Consider the following 25,395-nt stretch of genomic DNA (forward strand, 5'->3'; position numbering starts at 1 on the left):
ATTTAATTTCATTTCCTTCTTTGTCAAAGAAATGGTATTCAAGATACGTGTAAGCGTCACGAGGTATTATTTTCACCCATTTTTTATGTTCAAAAAACCATTTTGAACGTATTGATGGAAAACCTTTGGTAAGGTATGCTGCCACAAACGGATGTGCATTAAGTACAATCTTCTTGTGGTCTTTAATAATTTTTTCAAGATCAAACGCAATTTTATCAATAATTAATATTGGAGCTTCAATTTCCCCATTTTCATTGTTTGGGTCTTCTTCTCTAGTTTTAATATTGACTTCTGGTCTAACTCTTTGTCTAGTAATTTGAATTAATCCAAATTTACTAGGAGGCAAGATTTTGTGCTTAGCCTTATCGTCACTCATTTCTTGTTTTAAGAAATCGTACAATTCTTTTCGATGTTCGGCATTTTGCATGTCAATAAAATCGACAACAATAATACCACCCATATCACGTAAACGTAATTGTCTTGCTATTTCAGCAGCGGCAATCATATTTACCTCAAGCGCTGTTCCTTCTTGTGTAAGTGCTTTGTTAGAACGGTTACCACTGTTTACATCAATAACGTGTAAAGCTTCGGTGTGTTCAATTATCAAATATGCACCTTTACTCATGGAAACGGTTTTTCCGAAAGAGGTTTTTATTTGGCGTTCAATATGATATTTCTCAAAAAGAGGTAAATCTTTTGATTGATAGTGTTTTACGATAGACACTTTATCCGGAGCTATTTCTTGCAAATAGTCCTTCGTTTGAATATACAATTCTTCATCATCAATTTGGATACTGGTAAAAGTATCGTTAAACACGTCTCGTAAGATAGAAGAAGCTTTGTTTAGTTCTCCTAATACTTTTGACGGATGATGCGCGGTTTGTAGCCTTTTACACATAATAGACCAGCGGTCCATTAAGTTTTGTAAATCTTTGTCTAGTTCAGCTACTTTTTTGCCTTCGGCTACTGTTCGCACAATAACCCCAAAACCTTTTGGCTTTATTGACATTACAAGTCGTTTTAAACGGTCTTTTTCTTCTTTCGATTCTATTTTTTGTGAAATGGAAACGCGATCAGAAAAGGGAACCAAAACCACATATCTTCCTGCTAATGAGATCTCAGAACTAATTCTAGGACCTTTAGTTGATATAGGTTCTTTTACCACTTGTACTAAAACCGATTGGTTAGCGCTTAAAATATCGCTAATTACTCCGTTTTTGTCAATTTCTGGCTCAAATGGAAAATTTTTGAGTGAATAATCGTTTAGTTTACCTGCGCTTACAAGTTTAATAAATTTCATAACTGAAGATAAATTAGGTCCTAAGTCATGATAGTGTAAGAAAGCATCTTTCTCATAACCAACATTAACAAAAGCCGCATTTAATCCGGCAACAGGTTTTCTAATTTTAGCGATAAAAATATCGCCAACACTAAAATTGGTGCCTTTTTCTTCTTCTTTATGTAATTCTATTAGTTTTCCATCTTTTAATAAGGCAAAATCTACAGCTTCTGAACCCGAACGAATAATTAATTCTTTGTTCATGCAGTACATTTTTATCTGCTTTTGTCTGATGCTTGATGTCTGATGCCTGATGTAAAAAACACCTAACACCTAACACCCATCATCTAACATTTTCACAGATGGATTTAATATTAGTTTTTTACAGGTATTTACCCGAAAATCAATTTGTTAGATTGATTAATTTCAATGAACGTTAAAAAGAAAAAAGTAGTTTTGAACTACTTTTTCTTTTTATGACGATTAGCTCTCGCTCTCTTTTTACGTTTGTGAGTCGCTATCTTGTGTCTTTTTCTCTTTTTACCACTTGGCATAACGTTGTTGGTTTAGATTAATAAATAAATTATACTGTTACTTCTGTTTTTGTTTTTACGCTTTCAACAAATATTTTTGCTGGTTTAAAAGCAGGAATGTTGTGTGCTGGAATTTTAATAGTAGTGTTTTTTGAAATGTTTCTACCTGTTTTTTCCGCTCTTGTTTTGATAATAAAACTACCAAATCCTCTTAAGTAAACGTTATCTCCAGTTTCTAGTGAGTTTTTTACTTCTTCCATAAAAGACTCTACTGTTGCTTGAACATCAGTTTTTTCAAGACCTAGTTTTTCAGAAATTTTCGCTACGATATCTGCTTTCGTCATTTTCTTTCGTATTAATATTTTATGTTCATTTTTTTAAGAGTGCAAATATATGAATTAAAAAAACAATTTATCAACCTTAATTAATTAAATTTTAACTCATAAACTCATATTTTTGCTTTTCAATCCTGCTCAAATGAATTTTTCTAACTCGCTAATTAATTGGTATTTACAAAACAAACGCGATTTGCCTTGGCGAAAAACTACTAATCCATACGCTATTTGGTTGTCAGAAATTATGCTGCAACAAACGCGAGTAGCACAAGGATTGCCTTATTTTTATTCGTTTATGGATGCATTTCCAACGGTTTTTGATTTAGCTCAAGCGGAAGAAGAAGAAGTTTTAAAACTTTGGCAAGGTTTAGGTTATTATTCTCGAGCAAGAAATTTACATGCAACAGCCAAACAAATTGCATATGATTATAAGGGTGAATTTCCAGATAATTATCAAAAATTATTGCAATTAAAAGGTGTTGGTGAATATACTGCGGCTGCAATTGCTTCATTTGCATATAACGAACCCGTTGCTGTTGTTGATGGTAATGTGTTTCGCGTTTTGGCTAGGTATTTTGGAATGAATGAAGATACGGCTTTGTTGAGCACCAAGAAAACGTTCCAAAATAAAGCTCAAGAATTATTACCAATAAAGAAAGCAGCCCTCTTCAATCAAGCAATAATGGAGTTTGGTGCCTTGCAATGTGTTCCAAAAAGTCCTGATTGTTCCAATTGTGTTTTGGCGACTTCTTGTTTTGCTTTCCAAAATGATAAAGTAAATGCTTTGCCTGTTAAATCCAAAAAAACAAAAGTCACAAATCGTTATTTCAATTACTTGATTATGAAAGACGTTCGGGGTTTTTTGGTAGTAGAAAAACGAATTCATGATGGAATTTGGAAAAATTTATACGAATTCCAATTGGTAGAAACTCCACAAAATGTTCCTCTTGAAAGTTTGGTAACTACTATTAAAGATGATTTCAATCCTATACAAGTGATTTTAAAAAATGAAACACCATTGGTTCATAAATTGTCGCACCAGCATTTGCATATTCGCTTTTTTGAATTGGAATTTTCAAACGAAATTGAAGCTGCAAAACCATTAGAAACTATCATGAAATTGCCTTTTCCAATAGTAATTCATAAATTTCTTGAAGCAAATTACTTGTAATTTCATGAAAAACTGTATATTTGAATAAACCAAATTAATACACGCCATGAACGGTACAGTAAATAAAGTCCTTTTAATAGGGCATTTAGGAGATGAAGTTAAAATGCATTATTTTGACGGTGGTAACTGCATAGGAAGATTTCCTTTGGCTACCAATGAAGTTTATATTAACAAAACTACAGGTGAAAAAATCACTTCAACGGAATGGCATAATGTTGTTGTTAGAAATAAAGCCGCTGAAATTTGTGAAAAATACTTATCAAAAGGAGATAAGATTTATATTGAAGGACGTATTAAATCACGTCAATGGCAAGCTGAAGATGGTACAACAAAATATACTACCGAAATTCAAGTAACAGAATTCACTTTCTTAAATACGAAAAAAGAAACGGATGCTAGTCACCAAAATTTTAAATCAAATCCGTCTGAGTAATAAATAAAGAGTAAATTTGTCGCTTTAATAGAGTGGCAAATTTATATTGTTTAACTAATTTTTTTCAAATTGGATCCAGATCCTTCCAGTTTACTTCAAAGTATTGATTTTGAATTGCTGATTAATTTAGTAATCGTAGCGTTGCTGTTAATTTGCTCTGCTTTTATTTCAGGAACAGAAGTTGCGCTTTTTTCACTTTCCCAAAAAGACATTGACGATTTAACGACCGAAGATTACAATAAAGGAACGTTAATTGAAAAGTTGTTACGACGACCGAAAAAACTATTGGCAACTATTCTAGTGGCTAATAATTTCATTAATATAGCAATTGTAATTGTTTTTGCATCATCGAGTGATAAACTTTTTCGTGGTGTTGAAACTCCTTGGGTTTTGTTTTTGTTGGATGTAATTGTGGTTACATTTCTAATTTTACTTTTTGGTGAAGTATTACCAAAAATTTATGCCAATAGAAACAACGTAGTTTTTTCAAAAATGGTTGCTATCCCAATTACGATACTTGATAAGTTGTTTTCGCCAGTGACTTTACCAATGAGAAGTTTTATTTTATTTGTTGAAAAGAAATTTAGTGCCCAAAAAACCAATTTTTCAGTAAATCAATTGTCGCAAGCACTTGAATTAACGCAAGATGGCGAAACTACTCAAGAAGAACAAAAAATTTTGGAAGGAATTGTAACTTTCGGAAATACAGAAGTACGCCAAGTGATGAGCCCGCGAATTGATATTTTTGCTTTGGATATTGAAGAAGAATTTGCGGTTGTAATGAGAAAAATTATTGAAAAAGGCTATTCCCGAATTCCAGTTTATCGTGAAAATGTGGATCAAATTGAAGGCGTTTTGTTTATCAAAGATTTGATTCCGTATATTGAATACAAGGAGTTTGATTGGCAATCGCTCATTCGTGAACCGTTTTTTGTTCCAGAAAACAAAAAATTAGATAATTTGTTAAAGGAATTTCAAGGAATGAAAAACCATTTGGCCATAGTGGTTGATGAATACGGCGGAACTTCGGGCTTAATATCATTGGAAGATGTTTTGGAAGAAATTGTTGGGGATATCAGCGACGAATTTGATGATGAAAGTGTAAACTTCACCCAAATTGACGACAAAAATTACTTGTTTGAAGGAAAAACCAGTTTGAAAGATTTCTACCGAATTGTAGATGTGAACGAAGACGAATGGGAAAATGCCAAAGGTGAAGCTGAAACTTTAGCTGGATTTATTTTGGAAATCTCAGGTAATTTTCCAAAGAAAAATCAAAAGATTGCCTTTTCAAACGTTACATTTACAGTAGAAAGTTTAGACAAAAAGAGAATAAAACAAATAAAAGTTACGTTATTGTAGCGTAAAGATTTACTTATGCATAAAATAATTGCCTTATTATTAACATTGACTTTGATTTCTTGTGGAGATGAAACTATTCCAAAACCAAAAGGACAATTGCGTTTGGAATATCCTAGTCCAACGTATGAAAAATTAGCATCAGATTGTAATTTTACTTTTGATGTAAATACAAATGCCGAAACGAAAACGAAGCAAGAATGTGCTATTGAGTTGCATTATCCCAAAATGAAAGCAACGGTTTATTTGACGTATAAAAAAGTAAATGGTGATATTGAAAATTTACTTCGCGATGCGCAAAAATTAACTTATGAGCACGCTATAAAAGCCGATGATATTATGGTTCAACCTTTCTTAAATTCAGAAAAAAGAGTATATGGAATGTTTTCAGAAGTGGGCGGAAATGCAGCAACAAATTCTCAATTTTATTTAACCGATAGTACTAAGCACTTCTTAACGGGTAGTATGTATTTTTATGCTAAACCCAATTTTGATTCTATTTTACCAGCAGCGAGTTATATCAAAGAAGATATTCGCCGTATTATGGAATCTTTTGAGTGGAAATAAAAACACGAATTTCACTAGTAAACACCAATAAATTAGTGCCAATTAGTGAAATTCGTGTTGTTGAATAAAGAAAATTAAAACGTTTTATTTATTTTCAACTACTTTATACAATTCGCCACCACCAGCTTTTTCTACAGTTGCTGTTAATGAAGTAATGTCTTGTTGGCTTACATCATAAGTGATACTTGCAGTTTTGGTTTCAAAATCTACTTTAGCTTCTTTTACTCCGTTTAAGCCTTGTAATTTGCCTTCAATTAATTTCGCGCAACCTATTTCGCATGTCATTCCGTCGATAGTTAAGTTGGTTGTTGCTAATTCTGCATCGGCGCTTATGGTTGTTTTTTCTGTTGTTTCTTTAGCGTCGTTTTTACAAGAAACTAATGTTCCTAAAGCGAAAGTAGCAATGGCAATAAATTTTAAATTTTTCATAATGATATAATTAAATAGCTCTTTTTCTAAGCTTTACAAAATTAAGAAAAATTAAAGGGTTTTTAAAAAATAATACCTGAAATTTGGTGCTTTAAAACTTGTTATGGAAAACAACAATACAAAATGGTATCTCTTAGCCTTTTTAGGTGCAGTTTGGGGAAGCTCTTTTATCTTAATGCAAATGGGTTTGAAAGGAGTGAATTCAGTCCAATTAGGAAGTTTGCGAATTGTTTTTGCAGGTTTTTTTCTGTTGTTAGTTGGTTTCAAAGAAATTCCAAAAATTCCATTGTACAAATGGAAATATATTGCTTTGACGGCTATTTTTGGCACTTTTGTTCCGGTTTATTTGTTTGCTATTGCACTTTCTAAAATTGATGGTTCTGTGAGTTCTATTTTGAATTCGCTAACACCTTTAAACACTTTATTAATTGGAATTATATTTTTTGGTATTCCAGTGCAACGCCGACAAGTTTTTGGAGTAATTATTGGGTTTATTGGTTGTGTTTTGTTAGTGCTTTCTGAAAATGGTGGAAATACTTCTGAAAATTACTATTATGCTATTTTAATTGTGATAGCTTCTCTTTTTTATGGAATCAATGTGAATTTTATCAAGAAATATTTATCCGATTTAAAACCACTAACGATTAGTACGGGAAATTTTTTAATCATGTTATTTCCAGCGCTGCTGGTTTTGTATTTTAGTGATTTCTTCGCTATCGCAACTGATGAAAAAGTAGTAACGTCATTAGGTTTCATAGCTATTTTAGGTATTGTAGGAACAGGATTTTCAAACATTCTTTTCTTTCGCTTGATTCAATTATCGTCTCCTGTTTTTGCTTCTTCGGTAACCTATATTATTCCTGTTGTTGCTTTTATGTTAGGTTTTTTTGTAATGGATGAATCACTGAGTTTGCTTCAAGGTTTGGGAGCTCTAATTGTTTTAGTTGGCGTTTATTTTTCGAGTAGGAAATAAAAAAGCACCCAATTTCTTGAGTGCTTTTGGTATAACTTATAAAAAGATTAGTTGAAATCAGCGTCAGTAACTCCTTCGTTAATTTTAACTTCTGAAGTGATGAACTCAATTTCCATTCCTACGTTCAGTGTAGTTTTGTATGGGAATTTTAAACCTTTCACTTCTTTGTAATCTTCAAAGTAAGTAGTTTGTGTCATTTTTTGACCCATTTGCTCCATTTCAACAGCTTCTGCAACTTTGTAACCTGATTTTACATCAAAATAATAAGTTACTTTTCCACTTTCGATTGCGTAAGCATCACCATCTTTAATCGTTTCAATTCCTTTTAAAGTAGCATTTTTGTCAGCTAGTAAAGCAAGTTCTTTAAAAGTGTTTGCATTTGCCTGCATTTCTTTTAAATCATCTCCAGTAATGTCTTGACGTTGACCTTGCATAACAGCATAGCCTGCTTTGTCATTAACTGCAGTCTTCATTACGCTCATTCCCATTGCAGAAATTTCATTTAACATTTTGCCTTTTGCTAACTTAGTAGTCATGTTTAAAGGCGTTCCTTGTACTGTTCCACTAGACATGATAGCAACAGTTTTAACTTTCTTTAGAGCATCAACTCCACCAATATTATCAATGTGTTTTTGGATTACTGATTGTGCAGTAACACCAGCTGGAATTTCTTTTTTAACTACTGGTTTTTCAGCTGGATTTCCAAATTTATCAAAATAGAAAATTGGTAATTTAGCATCTTTGCTTAACTTTTCTAAAGCAGGTAATACATCAGCAGCTTTTCCTGTGATCACTACTCTTGTATTTTCTGTTGAGAAATATTTATTCGCTGCATTTTTGATGTCTTGAGCTGTAACTGCATTAATGTTTTTAATGTAGTTTTCGTAGAAGTCATCTGACAAGTTTTGTGTATACTTGTTTAATGCATAACGAGCAATTGTTGTTGGTTTTTCGATTTGCATTACGAAGTTACCTACGTATTTTGCTTTAGCATTTTTCAAATCTTCATCAGAAACTAGTTCTGTTTTAATTTTCTTTAGTTCGTTGAAAATTTCAACTACAGCGCTATCCGTTACAGTATTTCTTACAGATGAACTAGAACGGAATTTTGTAGTGTATTTTCCTGATCCAATTGATGAATAAGCACCATATGTCCAACCATGTGCTTCACGTAAGTTTAAGAACAATCTTCCTTCACCACCACCACCAAGAATTTGGTTAGCTAATAAAGCTGCGAAATAGTCTTTGTCTGTCATTTTTAAGTTAGACAAGTTTACCAAAGCAATTTCAGATTGAACTGCGTTTGAAGCATCAATGAAGTTAATTTGACTGTATTGTACGTCTTTTGGTTCTGGATAAGTTACGTTTGGCGCAATAGCTTTTCTCCATTTACCAAATAATTTTTCTACATTTTTCTTTACGTCTTTGAATTTTACATCACCAACAACAACTAAATAAGCGTTTCCTGGCACAAAATAAGTGATGTAATTTTTTTTCACATCAGCCAAAGAGATGTTGTTTAATGTTTCTTCTGTCATGAATTCACCATTGTAGTGGTTTTTTCCATAGGTCAAAACATTTTCAACTCTACCAGCAATAGCTGTTACGCTTTTTTCATTGGCTTTTAAACCTTCGATTGCTTTTTCTTTTTCTTTGTCAAATTCTTCTTGAACTAAAAGTGGATTTAAAGCGCCATCAGCCATTAATTCCAATAAACGATTCGAGTATCTTGAAAGCCCACTTGCTGAAGCCCCAGAAGACCAGAAATTCATGTTAGCACCTAGGAAATCAATTTCTTCATTGAATGCATCTTTAGAAATGCTTTGTGTTCCGTTACCCATCATAGCACTCAATAAGCTAGAAACTCCTTTTTTGTCGCCTTCAGCGTAAGGTGCGTTGTCTAAAGTTAAGGTGTATGATACTCTTGGTAATTTATTGTTTTCAACTACAATCACTTTCAAGCCATTTTTCATTGTGAAAGTCTGTGGCTTGTTAATGTTGATTGCTGGTGCTGGCCCTGGAAGAGGCATTTTTCTATCTTGTGCTTGCATTGTTATTGTTAAAAATAAACAGGCTGCGATATATACTATTTTTTTCATGAGTCAATCTTAGTTTTGAGTTTTATCAGAAGCTGGTACATAATCCAAAATCATTCTTTGGTTTGGATTTAAATATTTTTTAGCTACGGCTTGAATTTCTTCTCTTGTAATAGAACGATAGATGTCAATTTCAGTATTGATTAAGTTGATGTCGCCATACAACATATAATAAGTAGCTAAATTGTCAGCAATACCTTCTACGTTGTCGTTACTATTTACGTATTGATTCTCAAACTTGTTTTGTAATTTCTTATAATCGTTTTCAGAAATTAATTCTGTTTGTAATTTTACAATTTCTTCATCAATTTCTTTGATGATGTCATCAGCTGGAGTAGCTCCCATTGGTAAGCCATAAATTAAATACATGCCATAATCTTCTTGGCTGTAGTTAAAAGCGCCAATTTGCAATGCCATTTTTTTATCATCTACAATTTTTTTGTATAATTTAGAGCTTTTTCCGTCTGATAAATAAGATGAAATCATGTCTAAAACTCTTGCGTCACGTGTTTTCATAGAAGGGGTTCTATAACAAGTAACCATCATTGGGATTTGAATGTTTGGGTCTTCCCATTTTGCTCTGAATTGCTCAGTAATAGGAGCCTCTTCATATTTCTTTCTTTCAACAGGAGCGCCTTTTTTGATTGGTCCAAAATAATTTTGAATCCATTCTTTTGCTTGTGCTTTGTCAAATTGTCCTGCAACTACTAATACAGCGTTATTTGGCACATAGAATTTTTTGTTAAAAGCCATAAACTCCTCTAAAGTTGCAGCATCTAAATGCTCCATTTCTCCAATGGTTGTCCAGCGATATGGATGTGCTTTGAACATGTTTTCTTTTACGGCTTTGATTAAGTTTCCGTAAGGTTGGTTGTCCACACGAAGTCTTTTTTCTTCTTTTACAACTTCATTTTGAGTATCTACACCGATTTGATTGATTACTGGATGCATTAATCTTTCAGATTCCATCCACAATGCTAATTCTAAATTGTTTGACGGGAAGATTTCGTAATAGTACGTTCTATCGTCTGTAGTATTTGCATTGTTAGTTCCACCGTTAGCTGTAACTAATTTGAACCATTCTCCGCGTTCAATATTTTTTGTTCCTTCAAATAATAAATGTTCAAAAAAGTGCGCCATTCCAGTTCTGTCTGGTTGTTCGTCTTTAGCGCCTACATGATACATTACTGATGTAATAACAACAGGAGCTGAATTGTCTTGGTGTAGCACCACGTGAAGGCCATTGTCAAGTTTGTACTCTTCAAAGGTTACTTTTTGAGCTGTAGCTGTGCCGCCTAGTATAAGTGCAGTACCCAAAGCCATTAAAGATTTTTTCATAAATTAATATTTAGTTTTAGTAATTCCTTTATAAGACGCAATTTCTGAAAAATGTTACAATTTGAGCCTGTAAAATTATTTTTTTTTGTTAAAATTGCTTTTTTTAAAACTTTTTTATAATTGAGTGTTTTTCATTTCATAAATAGTTGTATATTTGCGCTCTTGAAAAATTAACTAAATTCATATTCGTATGTATGCAATCGTAGAGATAGCAGGGCAACAATTTAAAGTAAGCAAAGACCAAAAGGTTTATGTTCACCGTTTAGCTTCAGAAGAAGGTTCGAAAATTTCTTTCGACAAAGTTCTTTTGTTAGATGATAATGGTAGCGTAACTTTAGGCGCCCCAGCTGTAGAAGGTGCTTCTGTAGAAGCCAAAGTGTTACAACACTTAAAAGGTGATAAAGTAATCGTTTTCAAAAAGAAAAGAAGAAAAGGTTACAAAAAGAAAAATGGTCACAGACAATCTTTAACTCAAATTGTAATTGAAGGTATCGTTGCAGGAGGAGCTAAGAAGAAAGCTACTAAAAAAGCAGAAGTTGAAGTAGCGGAAGTAACTGAAGAAGTGAAACCAAAAGCTAAAGCAACTAAAGCAAAAAAAACTGAAGAATAACATTTAAAATATAACGTCATGGCTCACAAGAAAGGTGTCGGTAGTTCTAAGAATGGTAGAGAATCAGAATCGAAACGTTTAGGCGTTAAGATTTATGGTGGTCAAGCTGCAATTGCAGGTAACATCATTGTTAGACAAAGAGGATCAAAACACAACCCAGGTGAAAATGTTTACATGGGGAAAGATCATACATTACATGCAAAAGTTGACGGAGTAGTAAAATTCCAGAAAAAAGGGGAGAACAAATCATATGTATCTGTTGTTCCTTTCGAAGCATAACTGTTTGATAAAACTTAGATAAAAAGCCTCTAATTTACTGAGGCTTTTTATTAATTTTTTGGGTAATATTTATTCCAAATGTTTTGCAAATAAAGTCCAATTGGCTATATTTGCACCCATAATTACAACCACTGCGGGTGTGGTGAAATTGGTAGACACGCCAGACTTAGGATCTGGTGCCGCAAGGTGTGAAGGTTCGAGTCCTTTCACCCGCACAAAATTTGTAAACCTAAGATATATTTTATATCTTAGGTTTTTTATTTTATGGTCAAACCGATTAAGATGAATTGTAAAATTCCCTTTCTATTTATACTTTTTGCTTTAATTTCATTTACAAGTTGTCTTTATGGACAGCAAAATCAAGAGCAAAGAAAAAAGCATGTTGGTGTTTATACACTAAATCCAAATGTATTACATTTGAACAAAGTTTATATGCCAATTGGTACTAAAAAAGAGTTACTGAAAAAGGGCTGGGTTTTAACTGAAAAAAAAGTTGGGTTAGAATATCAACGAACATTGGTAAATGATACCCTTATCACTTCGAAACAAGACAGTCTTATAAATGTTGTTCAAAAGTGGAGGTTAGAGAACATCACGCCATCTACTACAGAAATAGGTAAAATTTATTTAAATCCAGTATATTTTACAAACGACTTTGATGATAAACTAAATTCAATTGGATATATTGTAATTCCAGTAAATGAGAAAGCAACATTTACTCATACTTATACGAGATGGAGTGCTATTACAATTCCTTTTTCTATTCGTCCAGCAATAAATGGTAAATTAAGAAGTCAGGTTACCAGTGAGTTTAAAATTGGAACTGCCTTCAGTTTAAATCATGATTGGTTGATTTATAGAAATCGAAGAATGGAAATGAAAAAAAGCACGTATGGTTTTTCTGCAGGACTGGGTTTTGGTTTAGGACGCGTTGAGTTAAATAACGATTCGACTAGTCTGTCAAATGCAAATTATACTAGTGAAGAAGAAGGTCTTATTTTTTTTATTACACCTGGTGTTGGTCTTAATGTTAGAGGGTTTAAAGTTCTTGGGTTTTTAGGATGGGATGTTGGCTTGACTAAAAACACGAATGACTGGAATTATAACCAAAAGCCATATTTAGGAGTTGGAATAGGGTTTGATTTTTGGACACTAAAAAAATAAAACAAATAGGAATTAATCATATGTAATTTAAAATATGAAGCAAAGAGAACTAGTTTTTACGCGTATTACTAAAAGAGCAAAAGTTTTATTTTGTATGGTTTTTTTATGTAACTGGCTTAATGCTCAGCAACATAATAAAGAAATACTATTTGAAAATGTATCTGTTTTTGATGGTAAAAATGAATTGATATTAACTAATCAGCATGTTTTAATATCAGGAAATAAGATTGCATTAATATCTAAAACAGCTCTCCCAAAAAATGACAACATGATTGTTATTGACGGAAAGGGGAAAACATTAATCCCTGGTTTAATTGATGTTCACGTTCATATGATTTTTGGAGCATTGTCTATGAAAGATATGATGGATCCAAATTTGAAACCTGAAAATTTATTAATGAAAGTTGTGCCAGAAGCCAAAAAAATGCTGTTACGAGGCTTTACTTCTGTGCGGGATGTTGGCGGACCTTCTTTTCAACTAAAACAATCTATAGATGATGGTACTATACAAGGACCTCGTATTTGGCCTTCGGGAGCAATGATTAGCCAAACTTCTGGTCACGGAGATTTACGTTTGCCTGAAGAACGTTCACGTCGATTTTTTGGACCTATATCTAAAGCTGAAAATTTCGGAGCTTCATTTATAGCAGATGGAACTGCAGAGGTGTTAACTGCAGTAAGAGAAAATCTTAGATTTGGAGCAAGTCAAATCAAATTAATGGCCGGTGGAGGAACTTCTTCTGCTTATGATCCTGTAGATGTAACTCAGTATACACTAGAGGAAATGAAAGCGGCTGTAGAAGCTGCAGAAGATTGGGGAACTTATGTAACCGTCCATGCATATACACCTAGAGCGGTAAGAAAAGCAATTGACGCAGGTGTAAAGTGCATTGAGCACGGTCAATTACTTGATAAGTCTACTTTAAAACTAATAAAACGAAAAGGTATTTGGTTGAGCTGTCAAAATTTAATTGACAATACTCCTGAAATGAGCGAACTCAGAAAAGAAAAACGCAAACCCGTTGTAGACGGACAAAAAATGATATGGCCTTTGGCAAAAAAAATGAAAATTAAATTGGCTTGGGGAACAGATTTTTTATTCGAACCATGGTTAAATGAAGAGCAAAATTCCTATCTCCTAAAATTAAAAGAATGGTTTACACCATACGAAATTTTAAAAATGGTAACTCATGATAATGCACAGTTATTGAGTTTGTCTGGTAATAGAAGTCCTTACCCTGGTGAGTTGGGAGTAATAAAACAAGGCGCACTAGCAGATCTAATATTAATTGATGGAAACCCATTAGAAGATATTGATTTGATTGCACAACCGAATGATAAATTTCTTGTGATACTAAAAGATGGACGAGTGGAGAAAAATTTGTTAGAATAATCAATTTATTTAAAAATCTTTACTCCAAAGGACGCAACGTATTACTAAAAGTAATCAAGTATTTCGCTTTGCCTTCTTTGTACTCCTTTTTGATATAAATGAATTTATGTTGTTGTGCTTTTTTCGTTTCAATAACAAGTTCTTCTTTTGAAAAAGTATCGTTAATAATCAAATTGGAAGTATTTGTAAAGCTGAAACTAGCGGCATATTGGGTTTTTAAATTGCTAATAGGATAGCCTGAATATACATTTTTATCATTTTGCTTGGCTATGATTTTTTCACCTTTAAATCCTTGGGTGAATATTAATACGCTTTTTGTTGGACTTGATGCGTTCATCTCTTTCAAAATGCGTTCTTTTTCTTTTTCACTTACCGATTTAAAATCATCACGTACTTGTGTGTTTGTTGGGCCACACATAATCAAAAATGGAACGAGAACTAATAGGGCTAATTTTTTCATAACATCAAGGTCTTCTTGTAAAGTAACGAATTAAAAGCTATTCTATTGTATATTTGTAATGTAAATTTTGTGTATGATACAACGCATTGGTCATCGTGGAGCAGCTGGTTATATTGCCGAAAACACCATTTCTTCTTTTGAAAAAGCATTGGAATTGCATGTCGATGCCATAGAATTAGACGTTCATATTTGTGCTTCTGGTGAATTGGTGGTTTTTCATGATTTTACTGTGGATAGATTAACCAATGGAACCGGAGAAATCAGTAAACTTACACTTCAAGAACTGAAAGCTTTACAAATTAATAATCAGTATCAAATTCCTACTTTAGAGGAAGTTTTACAATTGATTGACAAACGCTGTTGGGTGAATATAGAATTGAAAGGAAGAAATACTGCTTCTAGTGTTTTGCAATTGGTAGAGAAATACATAACTAAATTCAATTGGAAGCTGGAGCATTTTTTAATTTCAAGTTTTCAAAGAGAAGAATTGGAAACCTTGAGAAAATTAGATAGTTTTATTCCAATGGCTGTGTTAACGCAGGCTAGTGTAGAGCAAGCCATTGAGTGGGCTACAGAATTAAAAGCAAAAGCCATTCATCCTCACTTTTCTTTGCTTACCTTTGAAAATTGTTTATTGGCACAAGAAAAAGGGTTTCAGATTAATACTTGGACAGTTAATGAAAGTGCAACTATTTCTCATTTGAAACAATATCCAATTAACGGCATAATTTCAGATTTTCCAGATTTACTATGAATTCAAAATACGACATTATCATTATTGGCGGAGGCGCAGCCGGGTTTTTTACTGCAATTAATTTGGTAGAGAAAAATCCAAAATTAAAAGTTGCTATTCTAGAACGAGGGAAAAGTGTTTTAGAGAAAGTCCGAATTTCTGGTGGTGGTCGTTGCAATGTAACTCATGCTTGTTTTGTTCCCAATGATTTAGTGAAATTTTATCCTAGAGGCGAACGCGAATTAAAAGGACCGTTTCATCAATTTTGTTCTGGTGATACGATTGAATGGTTCGAAAAACACGGCGTGGAACTTAAAATTGAAGAAGATGGCAGAATGTTCCCCATTTCAGATTCTTCGCAAACCATCATTGATTGTTTCTTGAATGCAACTCAAAAACTTAAAATAGATGTCTTAACTGGTCATAGTGTTCAGGAATTGTATCAAGGCGAAAATTATTGGAAAATTTCAACCAATCAGGACGTTTTCAGTTGCCAAAAAGTGATTATGACAACCGGAAGTAATCCGAAAATTTGGGAACTTTTGCAAAGTTTAGGTCATTCTATTGTTCCGCCTGTTCCATCGCTTTTTACTTTCAATATCAAAGATGTTCGTATCAAAGATTTGATGGGAGTTGCTACAAATGCCGCTGTGAAAGTTAAAAATTCCAAGTTAAATGCAACTGGACCGTTATTGATTACGCATTGGGGAATGAGCGGACCTGGAATTTTACGTTTATCCGCTTGGGGCGCTCGTGAATTGGCTGAAAAAAAGTATCATTTTGCTATTCAAGTCAATTGGATTCCAGAATATTCTTTTGATGAAATTGTGGAAGAATTAAAAACAATAAAAGAAGAAAATGCGAAGAAATTGGTCACTAAATATGCTCAATTTAATTTACCCAAACGTTTATGGGAAAGCTTGACAAAAGCAGCAACAATTTCAGAAGAAACCAAATGGGCTGATGTGAACAAAAAGCAACTCCATTTTTTAGCCGAACAATTAACCAACGGCGAATTTCAAGTCAACGGAAAAAGCACTTTCAAAGAGGAATTTGTTACTGCAGGTGGAATCGATTTAAGAGAAGTGAATTTCAAAACGATGGAAAGCAAAATTTTACCCAATTTGTATTTCGCAGGTGAAATTCTAAACATTGATGCCATTACTGGCGGATTTAACTTCCAAAATGCTTGGACAGACGGATTTATAGCGGCAAATGCTATAGCATCGATTGAATAATAGGATTGTAATACACAATTTTAATTTTATCGAATAGTGAATTTACTGCGTCTTGTTCCGCTAATTCTAAGGTGTTTCCAATGCCAATTAAATTATGAATGGTTTCCTGATAAATGATTTGTTTGGCTTTATTGGTAATTACAATTTTAGATTCCAATTTAATAGACGTTTTCCCATTAACAGCAAGGTTTTCTACTTTTTTACTTTCGATAGCTATTTGGAAATCAGGTTTGTTTCTTGTGGTTGCTTTGGTGAAAAAATCTCGTTCTAAAAGACTATTTAATTGTTCTTCTAGATTGGTAATTTTTCTTTTCGTTTGATCAACTGCGTAAAAATTTACTTCAAAAACAGGTAACGTTTTATTTATTGGAAGCTCAAATTTCTTAGGTTGGTAATTTTCAAAAATTTTGTGAACGACATTATTTTGGCTAATACTTTTAACGTAAGTTGGTACGTCAACATAAGTTGTAATTCTTTCTCTAGTGTTTTTGTTGAAATTTCTAGTTAAGTTAATTCCAAAAACACCACTATTTTCTGTTTTCCAAAATTGCGATTGCCCTGGAAGCCATGAATAATTCGATTTAAGCGGAAAATTACCCAAAGCTTCTCCTTGAATATTCGCTAGAATTGGATAAATACTAATTTCCATTCTGTCTTTAGCGTGATTGATATTCAGTTCTTTGGAAGGAAAAACGATTTCTACCTGATTAAAAGTTGAAAATATGGAATTCATTAAAACACTAACATACGGTTTTTCAATGCCATTTTCGGTAAAACGCAAATCTTCATTCAAAACTTCACTGATGTCTTCCAAAGCATAAATTTGTTGCTTGATTCCTTCGGAAAAGTTTTTTTGTTCCAACATTTTTTTGGCATAATCAAACTTAAAAAGCGAACTTTCTAATGCTTTTCTAATACGCGCTCTTTTTAAACTTTCGTGTTTTTGTTTTGAAAGACTGATGTAAACATAATAATAGTTTTTATCTTCAAAATTATCTACAACATCAAAACCTTCAATGAAAGAAGCACTTGAAACCATGCTGTTCATACGGTAAAATTCATTGAACGTATTGTCGTATTGAAAAACATTTAGCGAATTATTGCTAGAAACCGTAACCGAAATACTATTGGAAATTTCGGTCAAAGCCATTTTTTGTGCTTTTTCTCTGTAATCAGAAGAAGTTTTTGGCGCCATTCCAATACCAACATAATTGAATGAACTCAAAGGTGTTTTTTGAACCCAATCTGGTGCATTGGCAGGAATTGTGGAACTGCTTTTAGAACCACCACAACTTAAAAGGATAAAACTACTATAAATTACAAGAAATGCTTTTTTCATTATTCTTCGGGATTAAACACTAAAACGTCGTTTGTAATTCTTCTTCTAAAATCGGTTAGTATGTTTTCACTCAATTGTTCGTTATCAATAATTTCTGGAGTTTGAAATAAACTTTGCAAAACTTTATAATTGGAATCGTCTCGGCTAAAAGTAGAACCAATTATTCTTGTTGGATAGATTAAACTCAAATTGTTGCTGTTGTATCTAGCGTAGCGAACTTCTTGTTCGTCGTTTTTTTGGATGGTTTTTTGCATCAAAATTTTTCCAGTTTTGATTTCAATTAAACTATAAGTGATACTAGATGACAAAGTATTTCGACGCTCATACTCTTTATAAGTTACGGCTTTTTCAACAATAGAGTCGGAACCGTTTCTTGCTTTTATGCGCTTCACTTCAATACCATTTCTGTTGAAAACTCTAGGTTGGCTTTCTTGAAGTTTGTATTCGTTGATGTGAACCGTTAAAATTGCTTTCGCTCTTGTATTAGCATACGAATTGTTAACATAACGAGACAATTGGCTGTTCGTTGGGCGTGTTGAATTAATGTTAAATAAAGGAGAATTATTGGATGTTCCGCCTTTAATTATTGTTACAAAAGGGTTTTTGCTACTTAGAATATCTTCAATCACCGCATTCTGAATCCTGTTTTCAAATCCGTTTGATGATGAAGTTCGGTACGATTCAATAATAATTGGATATTCAGCACATTTTAAAGCCGTATTTTTTAATTCTTCAGCATTTTTGTAGCTGTTAAATTTGTTTATAATATTTTCTAATCCCAAATAAGCGGTTCTACATTTGTCAATTTTTAAATCTTTCACGGCTTTTCTGTAGATGGGTTCGCTGTAAGCTTCTTTGTAAAGATTTCTAACATCTAAGTAATTGTTATTAATTTGCGAAACATCATAAAAAGCTTGTTCGGCTTCTTTAAAATTTTCTTGCATTAAGAAGTAACTTCCTTCTTTGTAGCGTTCGTTTAAAGCTTGTTGGAGTTTGTTTTTTACGTCTTTATAATTTGGTTCTTTTGTTGCAATTCTATTCCAAGTTTGGTATGAAGCAATATATTTCTTGTTTGAAAATTCTTCAATTCCTCTCAAATATAAAGGTTCGTTTACGGCAGTAACTAGTTTTTTTGAAGTGTCTTTGTAATTTGAATCAAATTTTTGGATGTTTTTAAGTGTATTTTCAGCATCAGCAAATTTTTCTTCTGAAAGGTATTTGTTGGCTAAATCGTACTCATTGTTTAAGTATAAAGCTAAGTTTTTTTGGTAAATAGCTTTGGTTTGGCTGTCAATATCGATGTTTTTTGTAAAAGCATTTACTCGGTTTACAAATTGCGTAAGGCTGTAATAGTCGTCAACAACACCTTTTTGATCGTTTCTTTCGTTTTTGTTTGCAATGCTAAAAGCGGTTTCAGAAATGTGCAACTGAGCACTTCTTCTCAATGCATTTTGTACTTCGGGGATGTTATTTTTGCGAAATAAAACATTCATATAAAGCTCAGAAGCTTCTTTGAAATTTCCATTTTTTTCAATTTCCGATCCTTTTTTTAGCGTGCTGTTTTTTACACTACAACTGATAATTAGTATAAAAAAAGGTAAGAGAAATAAGTATGTTTTTAATCTTGTAATTTTCTTGGCATGCATTTTGTAAAACTTTTTGTGTTCATTTAGCAATTTTAAAACAAAAATAACAAACAAACGTTTTTTTTAGTTGTTTTTTTTGTTAATATTGACAAATGTTTCAAATATGATACCAAAAATAATTCGTTAAACATTAATTTCATCTTATGAAAAAAATTACAATTTTAAGAAAATCGGTTTTAGTTGCATTAGTTACTCTAGGAGTTGCTTCATGTAAAAGTAAAAAAGTTGACGCTCCAGTTGACGCTCCAAAAGGAGAAGTTAAAGTAGAAGTTTTGTGTAGTGGTCCAAAATATTTTACAGACAAAGATTTCTTCAGAGCAAATAGCGTTGGAGAAAGTCCAGATCAAGCAAACTCTAAAAGAATGGCATTGAGTAATGCGCGTTTAGAATTAGCTGGACAAATTGAAGTAACTTTAAAAGCAGTTATTGATAACTATTTTAACGATGTAAATTCTGCTGGAAAACAAGAATACATTGCAAAATATGAAGGTTTAAGTCGTGAGGTAATCAATCAGTCTATTTCTGGAACAAAAACAATTTGTGAAGAATTAACTAAAACGGCAACAGGAAAATACAAAACGTATATTGCTATTGAGTTAAACAATGCGGCATTGTTAAGCACTTTAAACAATAGAATTTCTGCTGATGATCGTTTGAAAGTAGATTACAACTACGAAAAATTCAAAGAAACATTCAACAAAGAAATGGAAGAGTTTAAAAATAGATAATTTCTTTCATCTAAATATCAAGCGACTTCAGAAATGGAGTCGCTTTTTTTATCGATTTAACCAATAAATGCTTGCTGTTAAAATCGTTGCAAATCCAACCCAAGCCAAATACGGAAGTAACAAATAAGATGCTTTTTTGTCAATTTGTTTGAAAATTAAATACGTTTCGAAAATCACCAACCAAAGTAGGATAATTTCAACTAAAGCCAATAAAATATTATTCAATCCAAAAAACAAATACGACCACAAAGCATTCAATGCGAGTTGAATAGCAAAAAATAGTAATCCTTTTTTAACTAATTCTTTGTTGGTTTCCAATTGGTTCCAAACTCTTCCAGCAGCAATTCCCATTAGGATAAAAAGCATAGTCCAAACTGGAGCAAAAACCCAATTTGGCGGATTGAAAACAGGCTTTTCAATAGTTGGATACCAAGTTTTTATACCAGATTGCGTAGTGATGCTCGACAAATAACCTACTGCCAAACAAATAACAACGCAAAGTAAAATTCGAAGATAAGTTTTCATACTTTTAAATTTATCAGCAAATTAACGAAATATCAGAAGAACAAATCAATCAAAATCGGTATTTTTGTCAAAATTTTAAGCTATGCTTACTGAAAAAGATTTTATCACAACCACATATAATTCCATTGAATCGGCTAGTTTCGAATGGAGCGCGCCAAGTAACATTGCCTTAGTGAAATATTGGGGCAAGAAAGAAAACCAAATTCCGGCGAATCCATCGATAAGTTTTACGTTAAACAATTGTAAGACGATTACGAAGTTGGAAGTAATTAAAAAATCGGAAACCAATGATTTTTCATTCGATTTACTTTTTGAAGGAAAACCAAAAGAAGATTTCAAACCAAAAATTCAAAAATTCTTCGAAAGAATCGAAAAATATTGTCCGTTTTTAAAAGAATATCATTTTAAAATTGACACCCAAAATACGTTTCCTCATAGTTCAGGAATTGCCTCTTCAGCCTCTGGAATGGCAGCTTTAGCCATGAATATTATGAGTTTGGAAAAAGCAATTAATCCAACGATTTCTGATGACTATTTCTATTCCAAAGCATCATTTTTAGCCAGATTAGGAAGCGGAAGTGCTTGCAGAAGCATCAAAGGTGAAGTCGTAGTTTGGGGCAATCATGCTGAAATCAACGGAAGTTCGGATTTATTTGGTGTTGAATTTTCAGAAATTCATCAAAATTTCAAAAACTATCAAGACACGATTTTATTAGTAGATAAAGGTGAAAAGCAAGTTTCGAGTACGGTTGGGCACGATTTAATGCACAATCATCCATATGCGGAAAGACGTTTTGCGCAAGCACACGAAAATTTATCCCAAATAAAAGCAATTTTATCATCTGGAAATGTAGCAGAATTTATCAAAATTGTAGAAAGCGAAGCCTTGACTTTACACGCCATGATGATGACGTCTATGCCGTATTTTATTTTAATGAAACCCAATACATTAGAAATTATCAATAAAATTTGGAAATTCAGAAATGAAACCCAAATTCCCGTTTGTTTTACGTTAGATGCTGGTGCCAATGTGCATGTTTTGTATCCTGAAAATGTAAAAGAAAACGTATTGCAATTTATTCAAGATGAATTAGTTGGCTATTGTCAAAATGGTCAGTATATTTGCGATGAAATTGGGAATGGTGCAAATCAATTAAAATAATTCTTATATTTACCATAGATTTCAATAAAAATGGATATTCGATTGGAAAAATTAGAGCTTATGAAATTGCTGATGGAAACAGAAAACCCTTCGGTATTACAAGCTATTAGGAAAATTTTCCAAAAAGAAGAGAAAGATTGGTGGGATGATTTAACGGAAGAGCAACAAAATATTCTAAACGAATCAATGGAGCAATATGAAAAGGGAGAATTTTCTTCTTTTGACGATTTTATCAAGCCGCATTTGAAATAATAAGAGAAATTGTAGTAACTCCAAGAGCTCAAAAAGAGTTGAATCAACTTTTTGAATATTTGGAGTTAAAATGGAATTTGAAGGTTAAAGACGATTTTGTAAATAAGCTATATTTAGTTTTGAAAATTGTAGCAAAAAGCCCAGAATCATTTCCTTCTTCAAGTAAAAATATTAAAATCAGAAAGTGTGTGGTTACAAAACAAAATACACTTTTTTATCATTATAACGAAAAACATATTGTAGTGGTTGCTGTTTTCGACACAAGACAAAACCCAAAGAAATTAAAAATCTGATTACTATAAACTGTAAACTGAATACAAAAAAAATGAAAGGACCACTTTTTTACTCAAAAATATTGCTTTTCGGAGAATACGGAATTATCCAAGATTCGAAAGGACTTTCAATTCCTTATAATTTCTATAATGGTGCTTTAAAGAACGATGGAAATTCGTCTGAAAGTGCTGTGAAATCAAACGAAAGTTTAAAAAAGTTTGCCACTTATTTAGAGCAATTGCAATCGGAGCAACCTGAGTTGGTAACTTTTGATTTAGCGACATTGAAAAATGATGTAAATAACGGAATGTATTTTGATTCAAGTATTCCGCAAGGATATGGAGTAGGGAGTAGTGGTGCTTTAGTTGCTGCGATTTATGATCAATATGCCAATAAAAAAATCACGGTGTTAGAAAATTTAACGCGTGAAAAATTATTGCAATTAAAAACGATTTTCTCTCAAATGGAATCGTTTTTCCACGGAAAAAGTTCAGGTTTAGATCCGTTGAACAGTTACTTGAGTATTCCAATTTTAATCAACTCAAAAGAAAATATCGAAGCAACTGGAATTCCAACACAAAGCACGCAAGGAAAAGGAGCAGTTTTCTTAATTGATTCAGGAATTGTGGGCGAAACGGCTCCAATGGTTTCTATTTTCATGGAAAACTTAAAAGACAACGGTTTCCGAAACATGTTAAAATCACAATTCATAAAATATACCGATGCTTGTGTGGAAAATTTCTTGCATGGCGATGTGAAATCGTTGTTAGAAAATACCAAACAATTATCAAAAGTAGTTTTGAATAACTTTAAACCAATGATTCCAGAGCAATTTCACCAAGTGTGGCAAAAAGGAATCGACACCAACGATTACTATTTGAAATTATGTGGTTCTGGTGGTGGCGGTTATATTCTGGGATTCACCCAAGATTTAGATAAAGCAAAAGAATCGCTAAAAGACTATAAATTAGAAGTAGTTTATAATTTTTAGATAGGTGACAGGTTATTGGTAATAGGTAATGGGTTTTTATATTTTCATGCCAATTACCAATCACCCATAACCCAAAACCAAAAGAGAAATGCTCACTCGCAAATCCAAATTATTTTTAAAAAAAGTCCTCAGTTTCTTCTCTGTAATTAGAGGATACAATATTTGGGTTGTAGCATTAGCACAATATCTTTCTGCTATTTTCATTTTGGCTCCCGAAAAACGAGCGTTGGATATTATCCTCGATTGGCGTTTGTTTTTGATAGTTTTGGCATCCACTTTAGCCATTGCTTCGGGTTATATTATCAATAATTTTTACGATGCCAAAAAAGACCTAATCAATCGCCCTAAAAAAGCTATGATTGACCGTTTGGTAAGTCAGGAAACAAAACTGAAAGTCTATTTTGGAATTAATTTCATTGTTGCTTTCTTGATGTTTTTCATTTCTTGGCGCGCGGTTTTATTCTTCTCTACTTACATTTTTCTCATTTGGTTTTATTCCCATAAATTGAAGAAAATATTCTTGTTAGGCAATTTAACGGCCGCTATTTTGGCGGTTTTACCTTTTTTTGGTGTTTTGATGTACTACAAAAACTTCTACCAAGTCATTTTTGCTCACGCTACATTTTTATTTCTACTGATTTTAATTCGAGAATTAATCAAAGATTTAGAAAATGTTGAAGGTGATTTAATTACGGATTACAAAACTATTCCAGTAGTTTTTGGTTTACAAACGGCTAAAATAGTGGTTACATTGTTGGTTATTGGAACCTTAATTCCAGTGTATTATTTAACCAATGTGTTTTTTGTGGGTTATATGGATACGTATTTCTATATCAGTTTGTTGTTGCTTTTATTTTTTGTCTTGCAATTATGGAAAATTCAATCCAAATCAGGTTTTTTGAAGTTGCATTTTTTATTGAAATTTATCATTGTAGCTGGTGTTTTTAGTATCGTTTTGATAGAGCCTGAAGTTTTACTTCATGGAAAAAAATTGATTTTAACGCCATAAGCCTCAATTGGACAGGTTTACGCCCATAACATTTTGGTATTTAAAAAACTAAAGTGTGCGTTTCCACATATAAGTTATATCTTTGCAGAAATTTGTTTATAATATGTCACGTCATCAAGATAGCGATAAAAGTCGTCCGGGTTCAGGAAGACAAGGAGGTTACAAGAAAGATAGTAATTCAAGAGGAAATTCACCTATTCGCAAAGCGCCTTCAAAGTTTAAAACCAAACCAGAAGCAGCAAAAGAAGCGCCAAAAGCTTCAAAAGCACCAAAAAAACCATCAAATCCAGATGAAATTCGTTTGAATCGCTACATTTCTAATTCAGGAATGTGCAGCCGAAGAGATGCCGATATTTACATCCAAAGTGGAAATGTAAAAGTAAATGGTGTTGTGGTTACCGAAATGGGTTACAAAGTAAAATTAACCGATTCTGTTCAATTTGACGGTGTTAACATTACACCAGAGAAAAAAGAATATATTTTATTAAATAAACCAAAAAACTTTTCAACTGCTGGTGATGATTCTCCAGGTTCGGCTAACGTTTTGGATTTGGTTCGAAATGCTACCAAAGCGAATTTAATGCCAGTAGGAAGAATGGACAAAACCACTACCGGTTTATTATTGTTTACCAATGATACTGAAATTGTTCAGAAATTCACGGCTCCAAACCAACGTTCGTCAAAAGTATACCAAGTGACTTTAGATAAGAACTTGCGATTTGAAGATTTGGAACGCATTCAAAAAGGATTAACAATTGATGATTTTAGAGTTTATGTAGAAGAAATCACTTATATTGAAGATCAACCAAAGAGTGAAATTGGTTTAAAAATGAAGACTTCAAATGTTAAAATCGTACGTAAAATTTTTGAACATTTAAAATACGATGTTTTAAAAGTAGATCGCGTAACATTCGCAGGTTTAACCAAGAAAAATTTACCAAGAGGTGATTGGAGGTTCTTAACCGAACAAGAAATCATTAACTTGAAAAATGCGTAATATCATTTTCTAAAACACAAAGGCACAACGATTCTTCTTTGTGTCTTTTTTTGTTTAACAACCTTTGCGCTCTTTGCGTTAAA

General features: G+C 32.6%; 27 protein-coding genes and 1 tRNA gene. 19 read left to right on the plus strand and 9 right to left on the minus strand.

Annotated features, from left to right (window positions below; genetic code table 11):
• The coding region (locus DPN68_RS06645) for an Rne/Rng family ribonuclease (RefSeq protein ID WP_133256572.1) at positions 1-1,543 on the minus strand (1,543 nt) is incomplete at its 3' end.
• 319 nt (positions 1,544-1,862) lie between these two features.
• Complete coding sequence (locus DPN68_RS06650; protein ID WP_262510105.1) at positions 1,863-2,168, minus strand: HU family DNA-binding protein; 306 nt, start codon at positions 2,166-2,168, stop codon at positions 1,863-1,865.
• A 121-nt stretch (positions 2,169-2,289) separates the two neighbouring features.
• Here DPN68_RS06650 and mutY point away from each other — a divergent pair, with 121 nt between their 5' ends.
• From mutY to gldD, 4 genes are all read left to right on the plus strand, one after another.
• Complete coding sequence (gene mutY, locus DPN68_RS06655; protein ID WP_113988877.1) at positions 2,290-3,318, plus strand: A/G-specific adenine glycosylase; 1,029 nt, start codon at positions 2,290-2,292, stop codon at positions 3,316-3,318.
• A gap of 46 nt (positions 3,319-3,364) precedes the next feature.
• Entirely contained in the window at positions 3,365-3,751 is a 387-nt protein-coding gene (locus DPN68_RS06660; RefSeq protein WP_113988878.1) for a single-stranded DNA-binding protein, read from the plus strand.
• Between the two features lie 69 nt (positions 3,752-3,820).
• Positions 3,821-5,113: a gliding motility-associated protein GldE gene (locus DPN68_RS06665; protein ID WP_113988879.1), complete on the plus strand. Its 1,293-nt coding sequence runs from the start codon at positions 3,821-3,823 to the stop codon at positions 5,111-5,113.
• A 15-nt stretch (positions 5,114-5,128) separates the two neighbouring features.
• Complete coding sequence (gene gldD / locus DPN68_RS06670) at positions 5,129-5,677, plus strand: gliding motility lipoprotein GldD (protein WP_113988880.1); 549 nt, start codon at positions 5,129-5,131, stop codon at positions 5,675-5,677.
• Positions 5,678-5,761: 84 nt separating this feature from the next.
• Here the strand turns inward: gldD and DPN68_RS06675 are convergent, their stop codons facing one another.
• A complete protein-coding gene (locus DPN68_RS06675; protein ID WP_113988881.1) occupies positions 5,762-6,106 on the minus strand; it encodes a heavy-metal-associated domain-containing protein in 345 nt (114 codons plus the stop codon).
• Positions 6,107-6,209: 103 nt separating this feature from the next.
• On the opposite strand from DPN68_RS06675, the gene DPN68_RS06680 reads away from it, so the two are divergent.
• Positions 6,210-7,079 carry a DMT family transporter gene (locus DPN68_RS06680; RefSeq protein WP_113988882.1) on the plus strand — a complete coding sequence of 290 codons (870 nt, stop codon included), beginning with the start codon at positions 6,210-6,212 and terminating at the stop codon, positions 7,077-7,079.
• A gap of 47 nt (positions 7,080-7,126) precedes the next feature.
• On the opposite strand, the gene DPN68_RS06685 is transcribed toward DPN68_RS06680, so the two are convergent.
• A complete protein-coding gene (locus DPN68_RS06685) occupies positions 7,127-9,178 on the minus strand; it encodes an insulinase family protein (RefSeq protein ID WP_113988883.1) in 2,052 nt (683 codons plus the stop codon).
• A gap of 9 nt (positions 9,179-9,187) precedes the next feature.
• Positions 9,188-10,513, minus strand: coding sequence for a M16 family metallopeptidase (locus DPN68_RS06690; RefSeq protein WP_113988884.1), 1,326 nt, complete (start codon positions 10,511-10,513; stop codon positions 9,188-9,190).
• 190 nt (positions 10,514-10,703) lie between these two features.
• Between DPN68_RS06690 and rplU the strand changes: the two genes are divergently transcribed.
• The 5 genes from rplU to DPN68_RS06715 all read left to right on the plus strand — a co-directional run bounded on the left by rplU (position 10,704) and on the right by DPN68_RS06715 (position 13,959).
• Entirely contained in the window at positions 10,704-11,123 is a 420-nt protein-coding gene (gene rplU / locus DPN68_RS06695) for a 50S ribosomal protein L21 (protein ID WP_113988885.1), read from the plus strand.
• Positions 11,124-11,141: 18 nt separating this feature from the next.
• Entirely contained in the window at positions 11,142-11,402 is a 261-nt protein-coding gene (gene rpmA / locus DPN68_RS06700) for a 50S ribosomal protein L27 (protein WP_111567425.1), read from the plus strand.
• 133 nt (positions 11,403-11,535) lie between these two features.
• Positions 11,536-11,617 (plus strand) — tRNA-Leu (locus DPN68_RS06705).
• Positions 11,618-11,684: 67 nt separating this feature from the next.
• Complete coding sequence (locus DPN68_RS06710; RefSeq protein ID WP_133256573.1) at positions 11,685-12,566, plus strand: hypothetical protein; 882 nt, start codon at positions 11,685-11,687, stop codon at positions 12,564-12,566.
• Positions 12,567-12,600: 34 nt separating this feature from the next.
• Positions 12,601-13,959: a metal-dependent hydrolase family protein gene (locus tag DPN68_RS06715; RefSeq protein ID WP_239987046.1), complete on the plus strand. Its 1,359-nt coding sequence runs from the start codon at positions 12,601-12,603 to the stop codon at positions 13,957-13,959.
• Between the two features lie 19 nt (positions 13,960-13,978).
• Here DPN68_RS06715 and DPN68_RS06720 read toward each other — a convergent pair whose 3' ends face one another.
• Entirely contained in the window at positions 13,979-14,419 is a 441-nt protein-coding gene (locus tag DPN68_RS06720) for a hypothetical protein (RefSeq protein WP_113988887.1), read from the minus strand.
• Positions 14,420-14,492: 73 nt separating this feature from the next.
• Between DPN68_RS06720 and DPN68_RS06725 the strand changes: the two genes are divergently transcribed.
• The gene (locus tag DPN68_RS06725; protein WP_113988888.1) at positions 14,493-15,173 is read left to right on the plus strand and encodes a glycerophosphodiester phosphodiesterase; all 681 of its coding nucleotides are present in this window, start codon (positions 14,493-14,495) and stop codon (positions 15,171-15,173) included.
• Entirely contained in the window at positions 15,170-16,390 is a 1,221-nt protein-coding gene (locus DPN68_RS06730; protein ID WP_113988889.1) for a BaiN/RdsA family NAD(P)/FAD-dependent oxidoreductase, read from the plus strand. Before DPN68_RS06725 ends, DPN68_RS06730 begins: the two co-directional genes overlap by 4 nt.
• On the opposite strand, the gene DPN68_RS06735 is transcribed toward DPN68_RS06730, so the two are convergent.
• The gene (locus DPN68_RS06735) at positions 16,371-17,729 is read right to left on the minus strand and encodes an LPP20 family lipoprotein (protein WP_113988890.1); all 1,359 of its coding nucleotides are present in this window, start codon (positions 17,727-17,729) and stop codon (positions 16,371-16,373) included. The genes DPN68_RS06730 and DPN68_RS06735 overlap by 20 nt on opposite strands.
• Entirely contained in the window at positions 17,729-19,375 is a 1,647-nt protein-coding gene (locus tag DPN68_RS06740) for a tetratricopeptide repeat protein (RefSeq protein ID WP_133256574.1), read from the minus strand. The genes DPN68_RS06735 and DPN68_RS06740 overlap by 1 nt, the downstream gene beginning before the upstream one ends.
• Before the next feature lie 143 nt (positions 19,376-19,518).
• Here DPN68_RS06740 and DPN68_RS06745 point away from each other — a divergent pair, with 143 nt between their 5' ends.
• The gene (locus DPN68_RS06745) at positions 19,519-20,103 is read left to right on the plus strand and encodes a hypothetical protein (RefSeq protein WP_113988892.1); all 585 of its coding nucleotides are present in this window, start codon (positions 19,519-19,521) and stop codon (positions 20,101-20,103) included.
• A gap of 48 nt (positions 20,104-20,151) precedes the next feature.
• Here the strand turns inward: DPN68_RS06745 and DPN68_RS06750 are convergent, their stop codons facing one another.
• A complete protein-coding gene (locus DPN68_RS06750) occupies positions 20,152-20,628 on the minus strand; it encodes a TspO/MBR family protein (protein ID WP_113988893.1) in 477 nt (158 codons plus the stop codon).
• 82 nt (positions 20,629-20,710) lie between these two features.
• Here DPN68_RS06750 and DPN68_RS06755 point away from each other — a divergent pair, with 82 nt between their 5' ends.
• From DPN68_RS06755 to DPN68_RS06780, 6 genes are all read left to right on the plus strand, one after another.
• Positions 20,711-21,790: a diphosphomevalonate/mevalonate 3,5-bisphosphate decarboxylase family protein gene (locus DPN68_RS06755; protein WP_113988894.1), complete on the plus strand. Its 1,080-nt coding sequence runs from the start codon at positions 20,711-20,713 to the stop codon at positions 21,788-21,790.
• Positions 21,791-21,832: 42 nt separating this feature from the next.
• Positions 21,833-22,042, plus strand: coding sequence for a hypothetical protein (locus DPN68_RS06760; RefSeq protein ID WP_239987048.1), 210 nt, complete (start codon positions 21,833-21,835; stop codon positions 22,040-22,042).
• A gap of 8 nt (positions 22,043-22,050) precedes the next feature.
• Complete coding sequence (locus DPN68_RS06765) at positions 22,051-22,335, plus strand: type II toxin-antitoxin system RelE/ParE family toxin (protein WP_262510106.1); 285 nt, start codon at positions 22,051-22,053, stop codon at positions 22,333-22,335.
• Between the two features lie 32 nt (positions 22,336-22,367).
• Entirely contained in the window at positions 22,368-23,306 is a 939-nt protein-coding gene (locus DPN68_RS06770) for a mevalonate kinase family protein (RefSeq protein ID WP_113988897.1), read from the plus strand.
• Positions 23,307-23,394: 88 nt separating this feature from the next.
• Entirely contained in the window at positions 23,395-24,315 is a 921-nt protein-coding gene (locus DPN68_RS06775; RefSeq protein WP_113988898.1) for a geranylgeranylglycerol-phosphate geranylgeranyltransferase, read from the plus strand.
• Between the two features lie 103 nt (positions 24,316-24,418).
• The gene (locus DPN68_RS06780; protein ID WP_113988899.1) at positions 24,419-25,312 is read left to right on the plus strand and encodes a pseudouridine synthase; all 894 of its coding nucleotides are present in this window, start codon (positions 24,419-24,421) and stop codon (positions 25,310-25,312) included.
• The last annotated feature ends 83 nt before the right edge of the window (positions 25,313-25,395 follow it).

The organism is Flavobacterium tibetense (assembly GCF_003293845.1).
GTDB classification, from domain to species: Bacteria; Bacteroidota; Bacteroidia; order Flavobacteriales; family Flavobacteriaceae; genus Flavobacterium; species Flavobacterium tibetense.